This is a genomic window from Pseudomonas zeae, assembly GCF_014268485.2.
Taxonomy (GTDB): Bacteria; Pseudomonadota; Gammaproteobacteria; order Pseudomonadales; family Pseudomonadaceae; genus Aquipseudomonas; species Aquipseudomonas neuropathica.
Genome location: NZ_CP077090.1, coordinates 1,232,191 through 1,248,254, shown reverse-complemented (window position 1 = coordinate 1,248,254; position 16,064 = coordinate 1,232,191). Strand labels below are relative to the sequence as shown.

Genomic DNA, 16,064 nt, shown 5'->3' with positions numbered 1-16,064 from the left:
AGGCTGCGATCTTCGGATCTTTGTTTAAATCAATGAAATCAGTGGATCAAGACGGTCCACAAGGCAAACCCGGCGTACCACAGCACCGCCGCGCGCAAGAGCAATTCCCACAGGCAATCGAGGGTGTTGATGCCGTCCGGACCGACCACGGGAGGTGGAATCTCCCCCGCCGCCAGACCGACCCGGTTGATCAATTGCGCAGCGCTGATGTTCCAGTTCAGCAGTTCATGCAGCATCACCCGACTGACCGCGACAAAATTGCCGACCAGCGCCAGACTCGCCGCCAGCAAGCGTACCGGCAGCCAGTCAAAGGCATGCCGCAGTTGCGCGGCGCGCTCGACCAGCGCCGGGTTCTGGCCGTGCTCCTGCGCCAGCGCCAACAGGCGATACGCCAACGCCGCGACCGGGCCAAGTACGAAATACCAGAAGATCACCGCAAAAAAGCTCTGATAGGCCTGCCACAGCAGATGCCCCTGCACGCTTTCAAGCAACTGCTCGCCGCTGTCGGCGCAAATATCCAGATCGCGCTTGGCCACATGCGCTGCGGCTTGCAGATCTTCACGCCGCCAGGCATCACGGAATGGTCCGAGACCGCCGAGCAAATCGCCGCGCCCCAGGCTGTAAATCACCACCAGCAAATGCACCGGCAACGCCAGCAAGCCATAGGCGACAGGCTCCAGTACCAAGAGCAACAACGCCAGCAGCGCCACCGGCAACAGCACCAGAATCGTCAGCACCAGCCAAGGCTGTCTGGCCAGGCGCGTGCTGGTTTCGAGTTTGTTCAGTTCGCGGATCCATCCGCCATCGCGTTGAACCCGATGACGCAGGGCCGAAAACTTCTCGATCCACAACGCCAGCAGTAACACCAGAAAACTCATTGTCCTTCCTCTTGTGCCAGGGCCGCGCGGTAACGCGCCCAGTCGAATGCCGGGCCAGGATCGGTCTTACGCCCGGGTGCTATGTCGCTGTGCCCACAAATGCGGGCGCCGGTGATGGCCGGAAATGCGCTTTGCAACTGGCGGGTCAACGCCGTCAACGCCTGATACTGCGCGTCGGTGAACGGCAGATCATCGGTGCCTTCGAGCTCGATGCCCACGGAAAAATCGTTACAGGTTTCCCGTCCTTCGAAGACCGAGACGCCGGCATGCCACGCGCGCTCAAGACAGGAGACAAACTGGGTGACCTTGCCGTCACGTTCAATCAGAAAATGCGCCGAGACGCGCAGGTCAGCAATCCCTGCAAAATAGGGATGTTCGGTGACATCCAGACGATTCTGGAAAAATTCCTGCACCTTGCCCGTGGCGAACTGCGCCGGCGGCAGGCTGATGTTGTGGATGACCAACAGGGAAATTTCGCCCGCCGGGCGCTCATTGAAGTTGGGCGATGGGCAGACCTGCACCCCGTGACACCACCCGCTAGCGGGATCCAACTGCATACCGATTCCTTCAACGCCGACTGTGTTGGCGCCCAGTATGCCGTGATCGGCCCCCGGCGCGCGATCACTTGCCGCGATTGAGTCGTCGCAGATTGCCCAGCACCGACTCCAGCGCGCGATCGAACAACAAGGTGTCATCCAGCGTACGCACCGCACCCCGCTCGAATTCCAAGGCCAGCGCAATGCGGCTGCGCTCCAGCACCTTCATCCCGGTGCGATCGACAAATACATACTTGCCGGTGACTTCGATGATGGCCGCGAGTTTGCAGCGCAGACTGTTTTCATCGTCTTCCTGAATCGCCACCCAACTGCCAAGACGCAGTTGCTCGACCTGGCGCAGACCGGCGGCGTCGTGAGGCAAACGTACCGAGGTCAACGCTGCGCTGCCTTCATCAGCGGTTTGCAGGATGATCTGTTGCGACACCTCGACCATGGGCAAAGCCTGATCGGCCTGCTCGGAGCGCTCCAGCACCCGCACATGCAGGGCTTCCAGCTCACTGAAAAACTCGCTGGTGGCGAATGGATCGAACGCTGAACTGCTCAGACCATCACGCAGTGCCTTGAGCAAGCCCGGCACCAGCGCCAGCAAGCGCAGGCTGGATTCAGCGTCGTCATGGCGCTGCACACTCCAGATCAGTTGCTCCATTGTTTGCACATCGGCCTGCCATTCAGCGGACTGATCGCCATGTTTAAGGCACGTCAGCAGCAGTACTTTGCTCCAGGCGTCCTGGACGAAGGTGACCACGGTCGGCGGCAGGGTCTTGCCCAGCAGCGCTTGATTCAACGCGCGCTCGACCCGACGCCGCGCCAGTTCGGTTTTTGCCCGCCCCTCTTCAGCATCACGCAGGCGCTGTTCAAGCAGCTCGCTGCGGCGGCGTTCATCGCTGGTGAAGGCGAGAAAGTCAGCCAGCAACTCGGAAAAAATCGCCGGGTCGTCGACGAAATCGTTGAGCAGGCGCTGCACCACTTGTTCGATACGCAGGTACAAGCTGTCGCGTGCCTCACCGTCGCAATCGCCCCAGCCCATGGCCGCCTCGGCAATTTCGTTGAGCAGGCGCCGCGCCGGGTGGGTACTGCGGCTGAAGAAACTCTTGTCGAGTACCGCGACCTTGAGCATCGGGATCTGCAACCGGGCGATCAGCGCCTTGAGCGAATCCGGCACATTGCGGTCTTCAAGAATGCAATCGAAGACCATCGCGATCAGGTTGATCACGTCTTCGTCCGCATCGCCGACGATCCGCGATTTGCCGCTTCTGACGCTGACCCGGGTCAACAGTTGTTCGAGCTGATTGCGCAGATCAAAGTCATCCTGCGCCGCCAGCGCCGGCACGTATTGTTGCAAATGCGAGAGCAGGCGCAGCAGGTCGCGGGTGGAAATCGGTTGCGCCGCGACGCTGGGTTCCAGCGTCGGCGCGACACTCCCGCGCACCTGTGCGAGCAACTTCTGCAACGCGGCGAAAACCTCCTGCACGCCTTCGTCGACGGGCGGCGTGTCGTCACGTTCCTCGCTGTGCACATTGGCGATCGCACGATCAATTGCGCGACGTGCAGGGGCCGCTTTCAACTCGGGCAACACACCGGTGGCGAGCAACAATTGATTGGCTTCGGCATAAAGCTGTTCGGTGTCGGCCAATACATAGCGCTCGAACAGTTTGAGCAGGATCAGCTTGACCTTGATTTCCACTCCCAGATTACGCCCGGCCTGGAGGAAAAACTCGCAGAGCCGCGCCGGGCCGAGCGGGTTGTGCTGATCGTCGAGGGTGTTGCCGAGCAGCGCGTTAAGGCGCGCGGTCAGTTGATCGAGGGCGAAGCCATCACGCTTGAGCACGCGACCGACCATGGTCTCGACCGCCACGCTGCGCTCCATGTCGTCGCTGCGCGGTGCCAGCTCGTCGTAGATCAGGGCGTGCGGCAGCGTGTTGTGCGTGGGGTCGTATTGCGTCAGGCCGACGAAGGCTTCGAAAAATTGCTCGAGGAAGCCACGCTCGATGTTTTTGCGCTTGAGGCGCAGGTCGCGCATGGCTTCGAAGAAGATGTTCTGCTCGACATCGTTGCGCGCCCGGTCGGCCATTTCGAACAGCGTGTCGTCAGCGTTATCGAACAGCTCCTGCAAGCCGTGGCGCAGTTGCTGGGCAGCCTTGTCGCGAACCTGAAGCAGAATCACAGGCAGGCGGGCGGGCGGCGAGAGATTCGCCTGATCGGTAGCGCCCTTGTGCAAAGGCACCACTTTCCCGTCGTTGTGCATCCAAGCCTCCTGAAACGGTGATTCGTTCGGTCAAGCCAACCCCGATCCCCTGTGGGAGCGAGCCTGCTCGCGATGGCGGTATGTCAGCCGCAGCAATGTCACTGAAAGAATGCATTCGCGAGCAGGCTCGCTCCCACCAGTTCAATCAGTACGTCAAAGCTATGACGTCAAATGCAAGGCGGATTATCTTTCATAACTTGCCCACGGCGCCATAGTCGTCAGGGTTTCCCCTATGCCCTCTCAATGACCCTGTCCGGGCGCGTTTTGCTCAAAGAAAATCGACCGGATGCAGGCAAGCACGCGCGTTCTCGCCTTGGGTTGGCTCGCGCCATGCCCCTATAATCGAACCACTTTGTTTGTGGAGCCCGTTATGCCGAATCTACGTCTCGCCGATTTGACCGCCGAAATCGAAGCCAACGTGCGCCGTGCGTTGCTCGAAGACATCGGCAGCGGCGACATCACCGCTCAACTGATCCCGGCCGAACGTCTGGCCAAAGCCACCATCATCACGCGCGATGCCGCCGTCATCTGCGGCACGACGTGGGTCGATGCCGTGTTTCGTCAGCTCGATCCACGGGTCGCGGTGCACTGGCAAGTGGTCGATGGCGAGCGGGTAAAACCCAATCAGCCGCTGTTTCATCTGGAAGGGCCGGCCCGTTCGCTGCTGACCGGGGAACGCAGTGCGCTGAACTTCTTGCAACTGCTGTCGGGTGTGGCGACTCGCGCGCAGTACCTGGCGGATTTCGTCGGCGCTACTCAGGTCAAGTTGCTCGACACCCGCAAAACCCTGCCGGGCCTGCGTCTGGCGCAGAAATACGCGGTGACCTGCGGTGGCTGCCATAACCATCGCATCGGTCTGTACGACGCGTTCCTGATCAAGGAAAACCACATCGCCGCCAGCGGTGGCATTCCACAAGCCATTGCCGCCGCGCACAAGATTGCGCCGGGAAAACCGGTGGAAGTCGAAGTGGAAAGTCTGGATGAGCTGAAAGAGGCTCTGGCCGCCGGCGCCGACATCATCATGCTCGACGAGCTGAGCCTGGATGACATGCGCGAAGCCGTGCGCCTGAACGGCGGCAAGGCGAAGCTGGAAGCCAGCGGTGGCATCAACGAAAGCACGTTGCTGCCGATTGCCGAGACCGGCGTGGATTACATCTCGATTGGCGCGATGACCAAGGATGTCAAAGCGGTGGACCTATCGATGCGCCTCAGTCTCTGAATACTGCGCGCAATAAAAAACGCCAGCCCGGTTGAGGCTGGCGTTTTTGTTTCAGACCACCAGATTATTCATCTCGCAGTACTCTTCCCAATCGACACCCAGCACTTCGGCCGCCTCTTTGTGCAGCACAAGGCGCTGCGCCTCGAACTCCTCCGGCGTGCTCGTGTACTTGAGTGTCAGCTCCCACGGCTGCAGGCCCTGGGCTTCAGCCTCGTCTTCGAAGGCCCACTGAATCTGATCTTTCTGATCATCGGGACTGAGATCCTTGATCTCTTCCAACAGCTGCGGGGCGTCGAGTTTGTACTTTTCCAGCGCCTGTACGTGACGTTGCTCTTGAGTTAATTCGGTCATGGCGTTCTCGCTGATCTTAGGAATGGAGGATGGATCTGGATCATCAAGGATCTCTCTGACGCGGATTGACCGGCCTTCGGAACCATTCGGGATCATCTGAAAACTGCTAAGCGATGCTCATGCAGGCACCGAATATAGGACGTTTGCATGACGAATTACACGGGTCTTTACATCTCTCCCACAAAAAGCTGACCTGCGGAACATAAATCCACATGGGGATAAGTGAGAGTGATGAAGAAGGTGGTGCCCGAGACAGGAATCGAACCTGCGACCTTCGCGTTACGAGTGCGCTGCTCTACCGGCTGAGCTACACGGGCGGTGGGCTAAACCTAGCACCGGTCTCGGGCTCCGGCAACTTTGTACCTTGACCTTTTCTGGCAGACAAAAAAATGCCCCGCCGTTTTCACGGCGGGGCATTTTCATTGCGCTAAAGCCTGGGGGTGATTAAACGCCCGAAGCCTTGGCCGCTGCCACGTCTTTGATGGACAGTTTGATACGGCCGCGGTTGTCCACGTCCAGTACCAGCACTTCCACTTCCTGGCCTTCTTTCAGGATGTCGGTCACTTTCTCTACGCGAGCGTCGCTCAGCATCGAGATGTGCACCAGACCGTCCTTGCCCGGCAGGATGTTGACGAATGCGCCGAAGTCGACGATGCGCTCAACCTTACCGACGTAGATCTTGCCGATCTCGGCTTCAGCGGTGATACCCAGAACGCGCTGACGTGCTGCTTCAGCCGCTTCCTTGGTTTCGCCGAAGATCTTGATCGAACCGTCGTCTTCGATGTCGATCGAAGCCTTGGTTTCTTCGCAGATCGCACGGATGGTCGCGCCACCTTTACCGATAACGTCACGGATCTTGTCGGTGTCGATTTTCATCGCGATCATGGTCGGAGCGTTGGCCGACAGTTCGGTACGCGACTGGCCGATGATCTGGTTCATCTGACCGAGGATGTTCAGGCGCGCTTCCAGGGCTTGGCCCAGAGCGATTTCCATGATCTCTTCGGTGATGCCCTTGATCTTGATGTCCATCTGCAGCGCAGTAACGCCTTTGGCGGTACCGGCTACTTTGAAGTCCATGTCGCCCAGGTGGTCTTCGTCACCAAGGATGTCGGTCAGGACGGCGAACTTCTCGCCTTCTTTAACCAGACCCATGGCGATACCGGCAACCGGCGCCTTCATCGGCACACCAGCATCCATCAGGGCCAGGGAAGCGCCGCAAACGGAAGCCATCGAGCTCGAACCGTTGGATTCGGTGATTTCCGAAACTACACGGATGGTGTACGGGAACACGTCAGCGGCTGGCAGCATGGCCGAAACCGAACGACGGGCCAGACGGCCGTGACCGATTTCACGACGACCAGCGCCACCCATGCGACCACACTCGCCCACCGAGAAAGGAGGGAAGTTGTAGTGCAGCATGAACGGGTCTTTTTTCTCGCCTTCCAGGGTGTCCAGCAGTTGTGCGTCACGGGCAGTACCCAGTGTTGCAACGACCAGAGCCTGGGTTTCACCACGGGTGAACAGCGCCGAACCGTGAGTCTTCGGCAGAACGCCGACTTCGATGTTCAGCGGACGTACGGTTTTGGTGTCGCGACCGTCGATACGTGGCTTGCCGTTAACGATGTTTTCGCGAACGGTGCGGTATTCGATTTCGCCGAAAGCGGCTTTGACTTCGCTGGACGAAGGCTGGCCTTCTTCACCGGACAGCTTGGCAACGACTTGATCCTTCAGCTCGCCCAGACGCGCGTAACGGTCGGCCTTGACGGTGATGGTGTAAGCCTGGGAGATCGCTTCGCCGAACTCGGCACGGATCGCGCCCAGCAGTTCGGTGGCTTCTGGCGCCGGAGCCCAGTTCCAGGTTGGCTTGGCAGCTTCAGCGGCCAGTTCTTTAACCGCGTTGATCACCACCTGGAATTCGTCGTGAGCAAACAGTACCGCGCCCAGCATCTGGTCTTCGGTCAGCTCTTTGGCTTCCGATTCAACCATCAGTACGGCGTCGGAAGTACCGGCAACGACCATGTCCAGGCTCGAAGCAGCTTGCTGCTCGTAAGTCGGGTTCAGCAGGTAGCCGGTGCTTTCGTGGAAAGCTACACGAGCGGCGCCGATCGGGCCGTCGAACGGAATGCCCGAGATGGCCAGGGCAGCCGAGGTACCGATCATCGCAGCGATGTCCGGATCGGTTTTCTTGCTGGTGGAAACGACGGTGCAGACAACCTGCACTTCGTTCATGAAGCCTTCTGGGAACAGTGGACGGATCGGACGGTCGATCAGTCGGGAAGTCAGGGTTTCTTTCTCGGAAGGACGGCCTTCACGCTTGAAGAAACCACCAGGGATCTTACCGGCAGCGTAAGTCTTTTCCTGGTAGTGAACGGACAGAGGGAAGAAGCCCTTGCCCGGATCGGCTTGTTTTGCGCCGACTACAGTCACCAATACGCTGACGTCGTCGTCAACGGTGACCAATACTGCGCCGGAGGCCTGACGGGCGATACGGCCAGTCTCGAGGGTAACGGTCGATTGACCGAACTGGAATTTTTTGATTACCGGGTTCACGGTGTCCTACCTTCTTTGTGGCTCTTGGGGGAACTGGTTTCTTGCGAATTCTTGGGCAATGTCGGGAATCGGCCCAACCGTTGTCCGGGTTAAAACGTGTATCCAGATAAAACTTGAGGCTGGGAGCCTGCAAGCCGCCAGCGGTAAACCGCAGACGTCCGACAGACAACCAACCTCATAGCGCAATCGCTGATTAGCGACGCAGACCCAGGCGACCGATCAGAGTCTGATAACGACCCAGATCCTTGCCTTTCAGGTAGTCCAGCAGCTTGCGACGCTGGTTTACCATGCGGATCAGACCACGACGGGAGTGGTGATCTTTACCGTTGGCCTTGAAGTGACCTTGCAGCTTGTTGATGTTGTGGGTCAGCAGTGCAACTTGCACTTCTGGCGAACCAGTGTCACCAACAGCTTGCTGGTAGTCAGCAACGATTTGAGCTTTTTCTTGAACGTCGAGAGCCATGAGGCAATCCTTTTTATCAGGAAACTGTTTCAGGGAAACAGCTTCAACAGGCCAGGGACAAATCCCTGTATCTATAAATGAGTAGTGACCGTGCCTGTTAACAGCCACCCTCGCCAGCCTGCTTTGACACAGACCGGTTTCGGTCATTCCGACCGAATCAGTCGACGTGGTGCAATGCGCCCGTCTTCGCTCACTTCACCGATACCGATGAAGCGACCATTGTGATCCTGTACCCGTACCATGCCGAACTTCGGAGCATCCGGGGCACGTACCGGCTGGCCGTTGAGCCAGTAGAACGCACTCGCTTCCGAGAAGTGCAGCAACGGCCAATCCAGCAGGCCGCTGTCCGATGGCATCAGGAAGCGATCAACCGCTTCGTTGCCGCCTTCGGCATGTACAGCTTCAAGCTCTTCGAGGGTAACCGTCTGCGCCAGGGTGAAAGGCCCGGCCTGGGTACGACGCAATTCAGCGACGTACGCACCACAACCGAGTTGCTCACCGATATCCTCCACCAGGGTGCGAATATAGGTGCCCTTGCTGCAATCCACCGCAAGACGCGCAGTATCGCCTTCGAAGGCCAGTAATTCCAAGCGCGCAATAGTAACAGAACGCGGTTCGCGCTCCACTACTTCGCCTGCACGAGCCAGCTTGTACAGCGGCTGGCCATCACGCTTGAGCGCCGAGTACATCGGCGGTATCTGACTGATTTGCCCGCGAAATTTCGGCAGAACCGCTTCGACATCGGCGCGACCAACGGTCACCGGGCGCTCCTGCAAAACCTCACCTTCGGCATCTGCCGTGGTGGTGGTCTTGCCCAGTTGCGCCAGGGTTTCATAACCCTTGTCGGAATCGAGCAGGTATTGCGAGAACTTGGTGGCCTCACCGAAGCACAACGGCAAAACGCCGGTGGCCAGTGGGTCGAGGCTACCGGTGTGACCGGCCTTCTCGGCATTGAGCAGCCAGCGGACCTTCTGCAACGCGGCATTGGAGGTGAACCCCAACGGTTTGTCGAGCAGGATGATGCCGCTGACGTTACGACGGATACGTTTGACCTGAGCCACCGAATTACTCCTTGGTGTCTTCAGGTTCAGCAACGACCGGATGCTGATTGTCTTCAGCCACGGCACGCTCGATCAGCGCCGACAGGTGCGCACCACGGACAACGGATTCGTCGTAGTGGAAGTGCAATTGCGGCACGCTGCGCAGTTTCATTTCACGGGCCAATTGCATGCGCAGGAAGCCTGCGGCGGAATTGAGCACCTTGATACTTTGCGCGATGTCTTCAGCGTTGTCCTGCCCCATCACGGTAATGAAAATCTTGGCGTGACCGACGTCACGGCTGACTTCCACAGCGGTAATGGTGACCAGACCCACGCGTGGATCTTTGACTTCGCGACGGATCAGTTGGGCCAGCTCACGCTGCATCTGATCGCCGATACGTTGGGTACGGCTGTATTCTTTTGCCATGATTTTGTTACCTGTTACTGCCCGGCGGTGAAACCCGCCAGGTCTGAAAGCGGCAAACGCCCGGCCTGACAAAAGCCAGACCGGGCGTTGCGTTTAGAGTCCGGGTGATGCGCCGCACCGTTGAGTACGGCAGCCCATCACGGCTCCTGAAGTGCGCGAGTTAGAGGCTGCGAGCAACCTGGACCTTCTCGAAGACTTCGATCTTGTCGCCGACTTTGACGTCGTTGTAGCTCTTCACGCCGATACCGCATTCCATGCCGGCACGTACTTCGGAAGCGTCATCCTTGAAGCGGCGCAGGGATTCCAGCTCGCCTTCGAAGATAACGATGTCTTCACGCAGTACACGGATCGGACGGTTACGGTGCACAACACCTTCGATCACCATGCAGCCTGCGATCGCGCCAAACTTCGGCGAACGGAACACGTCACGCACTTCGGCCACACCCAGGATGTTCTCGCGAACATCGCTGCCGAGCATGCCGGTCAGGGCTTTCTTGACGTCTTCGATGATGTCGTAGATCACGTTGTAGTAACGCATGTCCAGACCTTCCTGCTCGACGATCTTCCGTGCGCCAGCATCGGCACGCACGTTGAAGCCGAACAGTACAGCGTTGGAAGCCAGTGCCAGGTTAGCGTCGGACTCGGTGATACCACCGACGCCGCCGCCGACTACGCGCACTTGAACTTCGTCGTTGCCCAGGCCATTCAAGGCACCGTTCAACGCTTCCAGCGAACCACGGACGTCGGATTTGAGGACGATGTTGAGCGTCTTCTTCTCGGCCTGACCCATGTTTTCGAAGATGTTTTCCAGCTTGCCGGCGTGAGCGCGAGCCAGTTTGACTTCGCGGAACTTGCCTTGACGGAACAGAGCCACTTCACGGGCTTTCTTCTCGTCAGCAACCACGCTCATCTCGTCGCCAGCGTCCGGGGTACCGTCCAGGCCGAGGATCTCGACAGGGATGGATGGACCGGCTTCTTTGATTGGCTTGCCGTTCTCGTCGAGCATGGCACGCACGCGGCCATAGTTCGAACCGACCAGAACCATGTCGCCTTGGCGCAGGGTACCGTCTTGAACCAGAACGGTTGCCACCGGGCCACGACCTTTGTCGAGACGCGATTCAACCACAACGCCACGGCCAGGAGCCGATGGAGTTGCTTTCAGTTCGAGAACTTCAGCTTGCAGCAGAACGGCTTCAAGCAACTCGTCCACGCCAGTACCGACTTTCGCCGAAACCGGAACGAACGGCGTATCACCGCCCCACTCTTCGGAAGTCACGCCGTGAACCGACAGTTCGCTACGGATGCGATCGAGATCGGCGCCCGGCTTGTCGATTTTGTTCACTGCTACAACCAGTGGAACGCCAGCCGCTACAGCGTGCTGAACAGCTTCAATGGTCTGCGGCATCACGCCGTCGTCCGCTGCAACCACCAGGATCACGATGTCGGTCGCCTTGGCACCACGAGCACGCATTGCGGTAAACGCGGCGTGACCCGGGGTGTCGAGGAAGGTGACCATGCCGCGTTCGGTTTCAACGTGGTATGCACCGATGTGCTGAGTAATACCGCCGGCTTCGCCAGCAGCTACCTTGGCACGACGGATGTAGTCGAGCAGGGACGTTTTACCGTGGTCAACGTGGCCCATTACGGTCACGACTGGCGCACGGGAGAACGACTCACCTTCAAACTTCAGGGACTCGGCCAGGGAATCTTCCAGGGCGGTGTCGCTGACCAGGGTCACTTTGTGGCCCAGTTCTTCGGCTACCAGTTGAGCAGTTTCCTGATCAAGCACCTGGTTGATGGTCGCTGGAGTACCCAGTTTGAACATGAACTTGATGATTTCAGCAGCCTTGACCGACATCTGATTGGCGAGATCGCCAACAGTGATGGTCTCGCCGATCTGCACATCACGCACGACAGGGCCGGTTGGGCTCTGGAAACCGTGAGCGTTGCGCTTCTTCAGCTTGGCCTTGCCGCGACCACCACGACGGAAGCCATCGCTTTCTTCGTCGGTAGTGCGTGGTGCCACGCGTGGAGCCGGCGCTTTTTCTTTGACCGAGGCGCGATGCGGAGCGTTTTTGCGCTCGCCATCACCGCCACCGCTGCGACGATTGTTATCGTCAGCACGTGGCTTGTCCGGACGGCGCTGTTCGTTCTGCTTGTTGCGAACGTCAGCAGACGGAGCTGGAGCAGCGGCAACCACCGGTGCGCTTTCGCGAACAGGTTCGGCAACTGCAGCCGGTGCCGCAACGGCGTCGCTGGTAGCGTTCTGCGCAGCAGCAGGCTGATTACGCGCTTCTACTTCGGCGCGTTGCTTGGCTTCTTCTTCAGCCTTCTGACGGGCAGCATTTTCTACTGCGCGACGCTCATCCAGTTCACGCTTGCGCTCGGCTTCGATTTCTTCCGGGCTGCGCTGTACGAAAACTTTCTTCTTGCGGACTTCAACGCTGATGCTTTTGCTGCCAGCAACACGCAGGGTGCTGGTGGTTTTACGCTGCAGCGTGATCTTGCGTGGTTCTTCCACTTTCGCCTTGTGGCTGCTTTTCAAGTGAGTCAGCAGGGACTGCTTCTCACTGTCAGTCACATTTTCTTCGGCGGCGGTGTGCGGCAGACCTGCCTCACGCATCTGCTGCAACAGGCGCTCTACCGGTGTTTTGACCTCATCGGCCAGTTGTTTCACCGTGACTTGCGTCATGCACTTCTCTCCTCAGGCCGCGCCTAATTACTCGAACCAGTGGGCTCGGGCGGCCATGATCAACTTGCCGGCACGATCATCGTCAATGCCGTCGATGTCGAGCAGGTCGTCAATAGACTGCTCGGCCAGGTCTTCGCGGGTAATTACGCCGCGCACCGCCAGTTCCATCGCCAAATCCTTGTCCATACCCTCAAGCGAGAGCAGGTCTTCGGCCGGATGGGCGTCTGCCAGCTTTTCCTCAGTAGCGATGGCTTTGGTCAACAAACGATCCTTGGCACGAGCGCGAAGCTCGTTGACGATATCTTCGTCAAAGCCGTCGATGTTGAGCATTTCTTCCAACGGTACGTAGGCAATCTCTTCCAGGCTGGTGAAGCCTTCATCTACCAGCACCTGAGCCAGTTCTTCGTCGACTTCCAGCTCGTCGATGAAGTTGCGCAGGATGTCGCCGGTTTCTGCTTGCTGCTTAGCCTGGATGTCCGATTCGGTCATCACGTTCAGGGTCCAGCCAGTCAACTGGCTCGCCAGACGCACGTTCTGACCACCTCGACCGATGGCCTGAGCCAGATTGTCTGCGCCAACGGCGATGTCCATTGCATGGGCATCTTCGTCAACGATAATTGCCGCAACCTCAGCCGGGGACATGGCGTTGATCACGAACTGAGCCGGGTTGTCATCCCACAGGACGATATCAACACGCTCACCGCCCAACTCGCCCGACACTGCCTGGACGCGCGAACCGCGCATACCAATGCAAGCGCCCTGCGGGTCGATGCGTTTGTCCTTGGAGCGGACGGCGATCTTGGCGCGCGAACCCGGATCACGGGACGCTGCCATTACTTCGATCAGGCCTTCGGCAATTTCCGGCACTTCGATGCGGAACAGCTCGATCAGCATTTCCGGCGCGGTACGCGACAGGATCAGCTGCGGGCCCCGGTTCTCGGTGCGGATTTCCTTGAGCAGCGCACGCAGGCGCACGCCGACACGGAAAGTTTCGCGAGAAATGATGTCTTCACGGGCCAGCAACGCTTCAGCGTTGTTACCCAGATCGACGATCACGTTGTCGCGGGTGACTTTTTTCACGGTGCCGGAGATGATTTCTCCCAGGCGCTCGCGATAGGCGTCGACCACTTGAGCGCGCTCGGCTTCGCGAACTTTCTGCACGATGACCTGCTTGGCAGTCTGTGCAGCGATGCGGCCGAACTCGATGGATTCGATCTTTTCTTCAACGACGTCGCCAACCTTGGCGCCAGGATGCGTTTCAGCAACCTTGGTTGGCCAGGTTTCGATGGCCGGATCGTCGAGATCATTCTCTTCAACGACCGTCCAGCGACGGAAAGTTTCGTAAGAACCGGTGTGGCGATTAATCTCCACACGCAGGTCTACTTCGTCTTCAAAACGCTTTTTGGTAGCAGTGGCCAGAGCCAGCTCCAGCGCTTCAAAAATTACGCTTGCCGGTACGCCCTTTTCATTGGATACCGACTCAACAACCAGCAGTACTTCTTTGCTCATCGTACGCCTCGCCTTTCGCAAGCCATTGGATCCGCGGGATCCGCGTCTCAGTCAAAACTGGGAATAATGTTGGCCTTGTCGATCATATCGATCGGCAACAGGAACTCATGGTCGTCTACCTGCACCACGACATCCTGTTCTTCTACACCGCGCAGAAGGCCCTGAAAGTTGCGTCGACCTTCAAAAGGCGAGCGCAGCTTGATCTTCACTTGTTCACCGGCAAATTTTGCAAACTGCTCAAGAGTGAACAGTGGGCGCTCCATGCCAGGCGAGGAAACTTCGAGGGTGTATTCAACGGAAATTGGATCTTCAACATCCAGCACACCGCTGATCTGACGGCTGACAATGGCGCAATCGTCCACCAGCACGCCACCCTCTTTATCGATATAAACGCGCAACATCGAGTGACGACCCTGAGCCGAAAACTCGATACCCCAGCATTCATAGCCCAGGGCCACGACCACCGGGGCCAGCAAGGCCTGCAACTCTTCTAGCTTGCTCGACACCTGAACCCCCTAGTGCATGATATGTGCATGCTTTGCAAAATAAAAAAATGGGCTTAACGCCCATCCTTGAAACGCCGTCGAACAGCGGCGTTGAAAGTGTCCAGCTAACAAAAAGCCCCTTAAAAGGGGCTCCTTAAACTGGTTGCGGGGGCCGGATTTGAACCGACGACCTTCGGGTTATGAGCCCGACGAGCTACCAGACTGCTCCACCCCGCGACAAAGCTGGGGCGGAAGTATACGACCGATCCCTTATAGGGTCAATGTAACCTTCCACCTGCAAGAAAGCCCGCAACAGCGGGCTCTCCTGACTAATTGGTACCGAGAAGGGGACTCGAACCCCTACACCCTATGGGCACAACCACCTCAAGGTTGCGTGTCTACCAATTCCACCACCTCGGCAAAACTACGTTGAAACCCTTCTTACTTCTGCTCTTGAGCTGGAGGTACGTCAGTCGCTGGAGTAGCCGACTTTTGCTCTTGAAGCACCGGGACATCATCAGAAGCCGGTTGTTGTTGCTTAGGCACTTCCAACACTGCTGGATTTGGGAGACCTGCCTGAGTCAGCTGATGAGCCTTCTCTTTAGCAAAGTAACCTAACCCCAAGCTGGTTATGAAGAAACCGGCGGCAAGTATAGCAGTAAACTTACTAAGAAAGGTAGAGGAACCTTGGCTTCCGAACACAGTATTTGAAGCACCTGCTCCGAAAGACGCGCCAGCGTCCGCACCCTTACCCTGCTGCAGCAAAACCAGAGCAACTACGCCCAATGCACCCAGCAGATGAAAAACGACTACGACTGTTTCCAGCATTTTTTCAGTTTCCCGCGGCGCGACAGATCGCACCGAACTCATCTGCATTCAGGGAAGCTCCACCAATGAGCCCCCCATCGATATCCGGCATGCCGAACAGTTCGACCGCATTGGCCGCCTTCACGCTGCCGCCGTATAGAAGGCGCACACCTCGTGCGACTTCAGAATTCTCTGCCGCCAACTGCTCGCGAATGGCTTTATGCACATCCTGAGCCTGTTGCGGCGTTGCAGTCAGTCCGGTACCAATGGCCCAGACAGGCTCGTAAGCGATGACTGCCTTGGCAAAAGCACCTACACCCAGCTCCTCGATAATGCTGCCCAGCTGACGCCCGACAACCTCAAGAGTTTTTCCAGCTTCGCGTTGCTCAAGGGTTTCCCCTATACATAACACCGGAATCAAGCCACATGCCTGCGCCGCTGCAAACTTGCGATTCAGCATCCCGTCTCGCTCGCCCATTATCTGGCGGCGTTCGGAGTGCCCGACAAGCACAAGGGAACAACCTGCATCCACCAACTGACTCGGTGCAATCTCACCGGTCAATGCACCTTGCATGGATTCCACCGCAGAATTCTGCGCACCGACCGAAATCGATTTGCCTTTCAAGCCATCAATCACTTGATTGATATACAAGCAAGGCGGGAATACCGCGACATCAACACCGCTTGGCAAGGCCAGATGACGAAGGCCGTTGATCAGCTCAGCGACGCTGGCGCGGGTACCGTGCATCTTCCAGTTACCAGCTACCATAGGGCGACGCATGCTGTACCTCGTCGGTCAAAGTGGGCGCAGATGTTACCCAACACAATCATGGCTTGCAAG

Annotated in this window: 14 protein-coding genes and 3 tRNA genes; 1 reads left to right on the top strand and 16 read right to left on the bottom strand. The window is 58.1% G+C overall.

Annotated features, from left to right (window positions below):
* Positions 1-38 precede the first annotated feature (38 nt).
* The 3 genes from ampE to HU754_RS05385 all read right to left on the bottom strand — a co-directional run bounded on the left by ampE (position 39) and on the right by HU754_RS05385 (position 3,680).
* The gene (ampE, locus tag HU754_RS05395) at positions 39-878 is read right to left on the bottom strand and encodes a regulatory signaling modulator protein AmpE (RefSeq protein WP_186623077.1); all 840 of its coding nucleotides are present in this window, start codon (positions 876-878) and stop codon (positions 39-41) included.
* Positions 875-1,435 carry a 1,6-anhydro-N-acetylmuramyl-L-alanine amidase AmpD gene (gene ampD / locus HU754_RS05390; protein ID WP_007915273.1) on the bottom strand — a complete coding sequence of 187 codons (561 nt, stop codon included), beginning with the start codon at positions 1,433-1,435 and terminating at the stop codon, positions 875-877. The genes ampE and ampD overlap by 4 nt, the downstream gene beginning before the upstream one ends.
* A gap of 64 nt (positions 1,436-1,499) precedes the next feature.
* Positions 1,500-3,680: a DUF1631 domain-containing protein gene (locus HU754_RS05385; RefSeq protein WP_186623075.1), complete on the bottom strand. Its 2,181-nt coding sequence runs from the start codon at positions 3,678-3,680 to the stop codon at positions 1,500-1,502.
* A 370-nt stretch (positions 3,681-4,050) separates the two neighbouring features.
* Between HU754_RS05385 and nadC the strand changes: the two genes are divergently transcribed.
* Positions 4,051-4,899, top strand: coding sequence for a carboxylating nicotinate-nucleotide diphosphorylase (nadC, locus tag HU754_RS05380; RefSeq protein WP_186623073.1), 849 nt, complete (start codon positions 4,051-4,053; stop codon positions 4,897-4,899).
* Positions 4,900-4,950: 51 nt separating this feature from the next.
* On the opposite strand, the gene HU754_RS05375 is transcribed toward nadC, so the two are convergent.
* The 13 genes from HU754_RS05375 to tpiA form a co-directional block, all read right to left on the bottom strand.
* Positions 4,951-5,250, bottom strand: a complete 300-nt coding sequence (locus HU754_RS05375) for a DUF6388 family protein (RefSeq protein ID WP_016986493.1) — start codon at positions 5,248-5,250, stop codon at positions 4,951-4,953.
* Between the two features lie 241 nt (positions 5,251-5,491).
* Positions 5,492-5,567, bottom strand: a tRNA-Thr gene (locus tag HU754_RS05370).
* 127 nt (positions 5,568-5,694) lie between these two features.
* Complete coding sequence (gene pnp, locus HU754_RS05365; protein ID WP_186615915.1) at positions 5,695-7,800, bottom strand: polyribonucleotide nucleotidyltransferase; 2,106 nt, start codon at positions 7,798-7,800, stop codon at positions 5,695-5,697.
* A 193-nt stretch (positions 7,801-7,993) separates the two neighbouring features.
* Positions 7,994-8,263 (bottom strand): 30S ribosomal protein S15, encoded by a 270-nt coding sequence (gene rpsO, locus HU754_RS05360; RefSeq protein WP_003177875.1) that lies wholly within the window; start codon positions 8,261-8,263, stop codon positions 7,994-7,996.
* 143 nt (positions 8,264-8,406) lie between these two features.
* Positions 8,407-9,324, bottom strand: coding sequence for a tRNA pseudouridine(55) synthase TruB (gene truB, locus HU754_RS05355; RefSeq protein WP_093435771.1), 918 nt, complete (start codon positions 9,322-9,324; stop codon positions 8,407-8,409).
* Positions 9,325-9,328: 4 nt separating this feature from the next.
* Positions 9,329-9,730, bottom strand: coding sequence for a 30S ribosome-binding factor RbfA (gene rbfA, locus HU754_RS05350; RefSeq protein ID WP_016986495.1), 402 nt, complete (start codon positions 9,728-9,730; stop codon positions 9,329-9,331).
* Between the two features lie 160 nt (positions 9,731-9,890).
* Complete coding sequence (gene infB, locus HU754_RS05345) at positions 9,891-12,422, bottom strand: translation initiation factor IF-2 (RefSeq protein WP_095119526.1); 2,532 nt, start codon at positions 12,420-12,422, stop codon at positions 9,891-9,893.
* Positions 12,423-12,449: 27 nt separating this feature from the next.
* Entirely contained in the window at positions 12,450-13,931 is a 1,482-nt protein-coding gene (gene nusA / locus HU754_RS05340) for a transcription termination factor NusA (protein ID WP_093435760.1), read from the bottom strand.
* Between the two features lie 47 nt (positions 13,932-13,978).
* Positions 13,979-14,437 carry a ribosome maturation factor RimP gene (rimP, locus tag HU754_RS05335; protein WP_007915250.1) on the bottom strand — a complete coding sequence of 153 codons (459 nt, stop codon included), beginning with the start codon at positions 14,435-14,437 and terminating at the stop codon, positions 13,979-13,981.
* A gap of 139 nt (positions 14,438-14,576) precedes the next feature.
* Positions 14,577-14,653, bottom strand: a tRNA-Met gene (locus tag HU754_RS05330).
* 97 nt (positions 14,654-14,750) lie between these two features.
* Positions 14,751-14,836, bottom strand: a tRNA-Leu gene (locus HU754_RS05325).
* A gap of 21 nt (positions 14,837-14,857) precedes the next feature.
* Positions 14,858-15,244, bottom strand: coding sequence for a preprotein translocase subunit SecG (gene secG / locus HU754_RS05320; protein WP_016986497.1), 387 nt, complete (start codon positions 15,242-15,244; stop codon positions 14,858-14,860).
* A gap of 4 nt (positions 15,245-15,248) precedes the next feature.
* Positions 15,249-16,004, bottom strand: a complete 756-nt coding sequence (gene tpiA, locus HU754_RS05315; RefSeq protein ID WP_016986498.1) for a triose-phosphate isomerase — start codon at positions 16,002-16,004, stop codon at positions 15,249-15,251.
* Between the last annotated feature and the right edge of the window lie 60 nt (positions 16,005-16,064).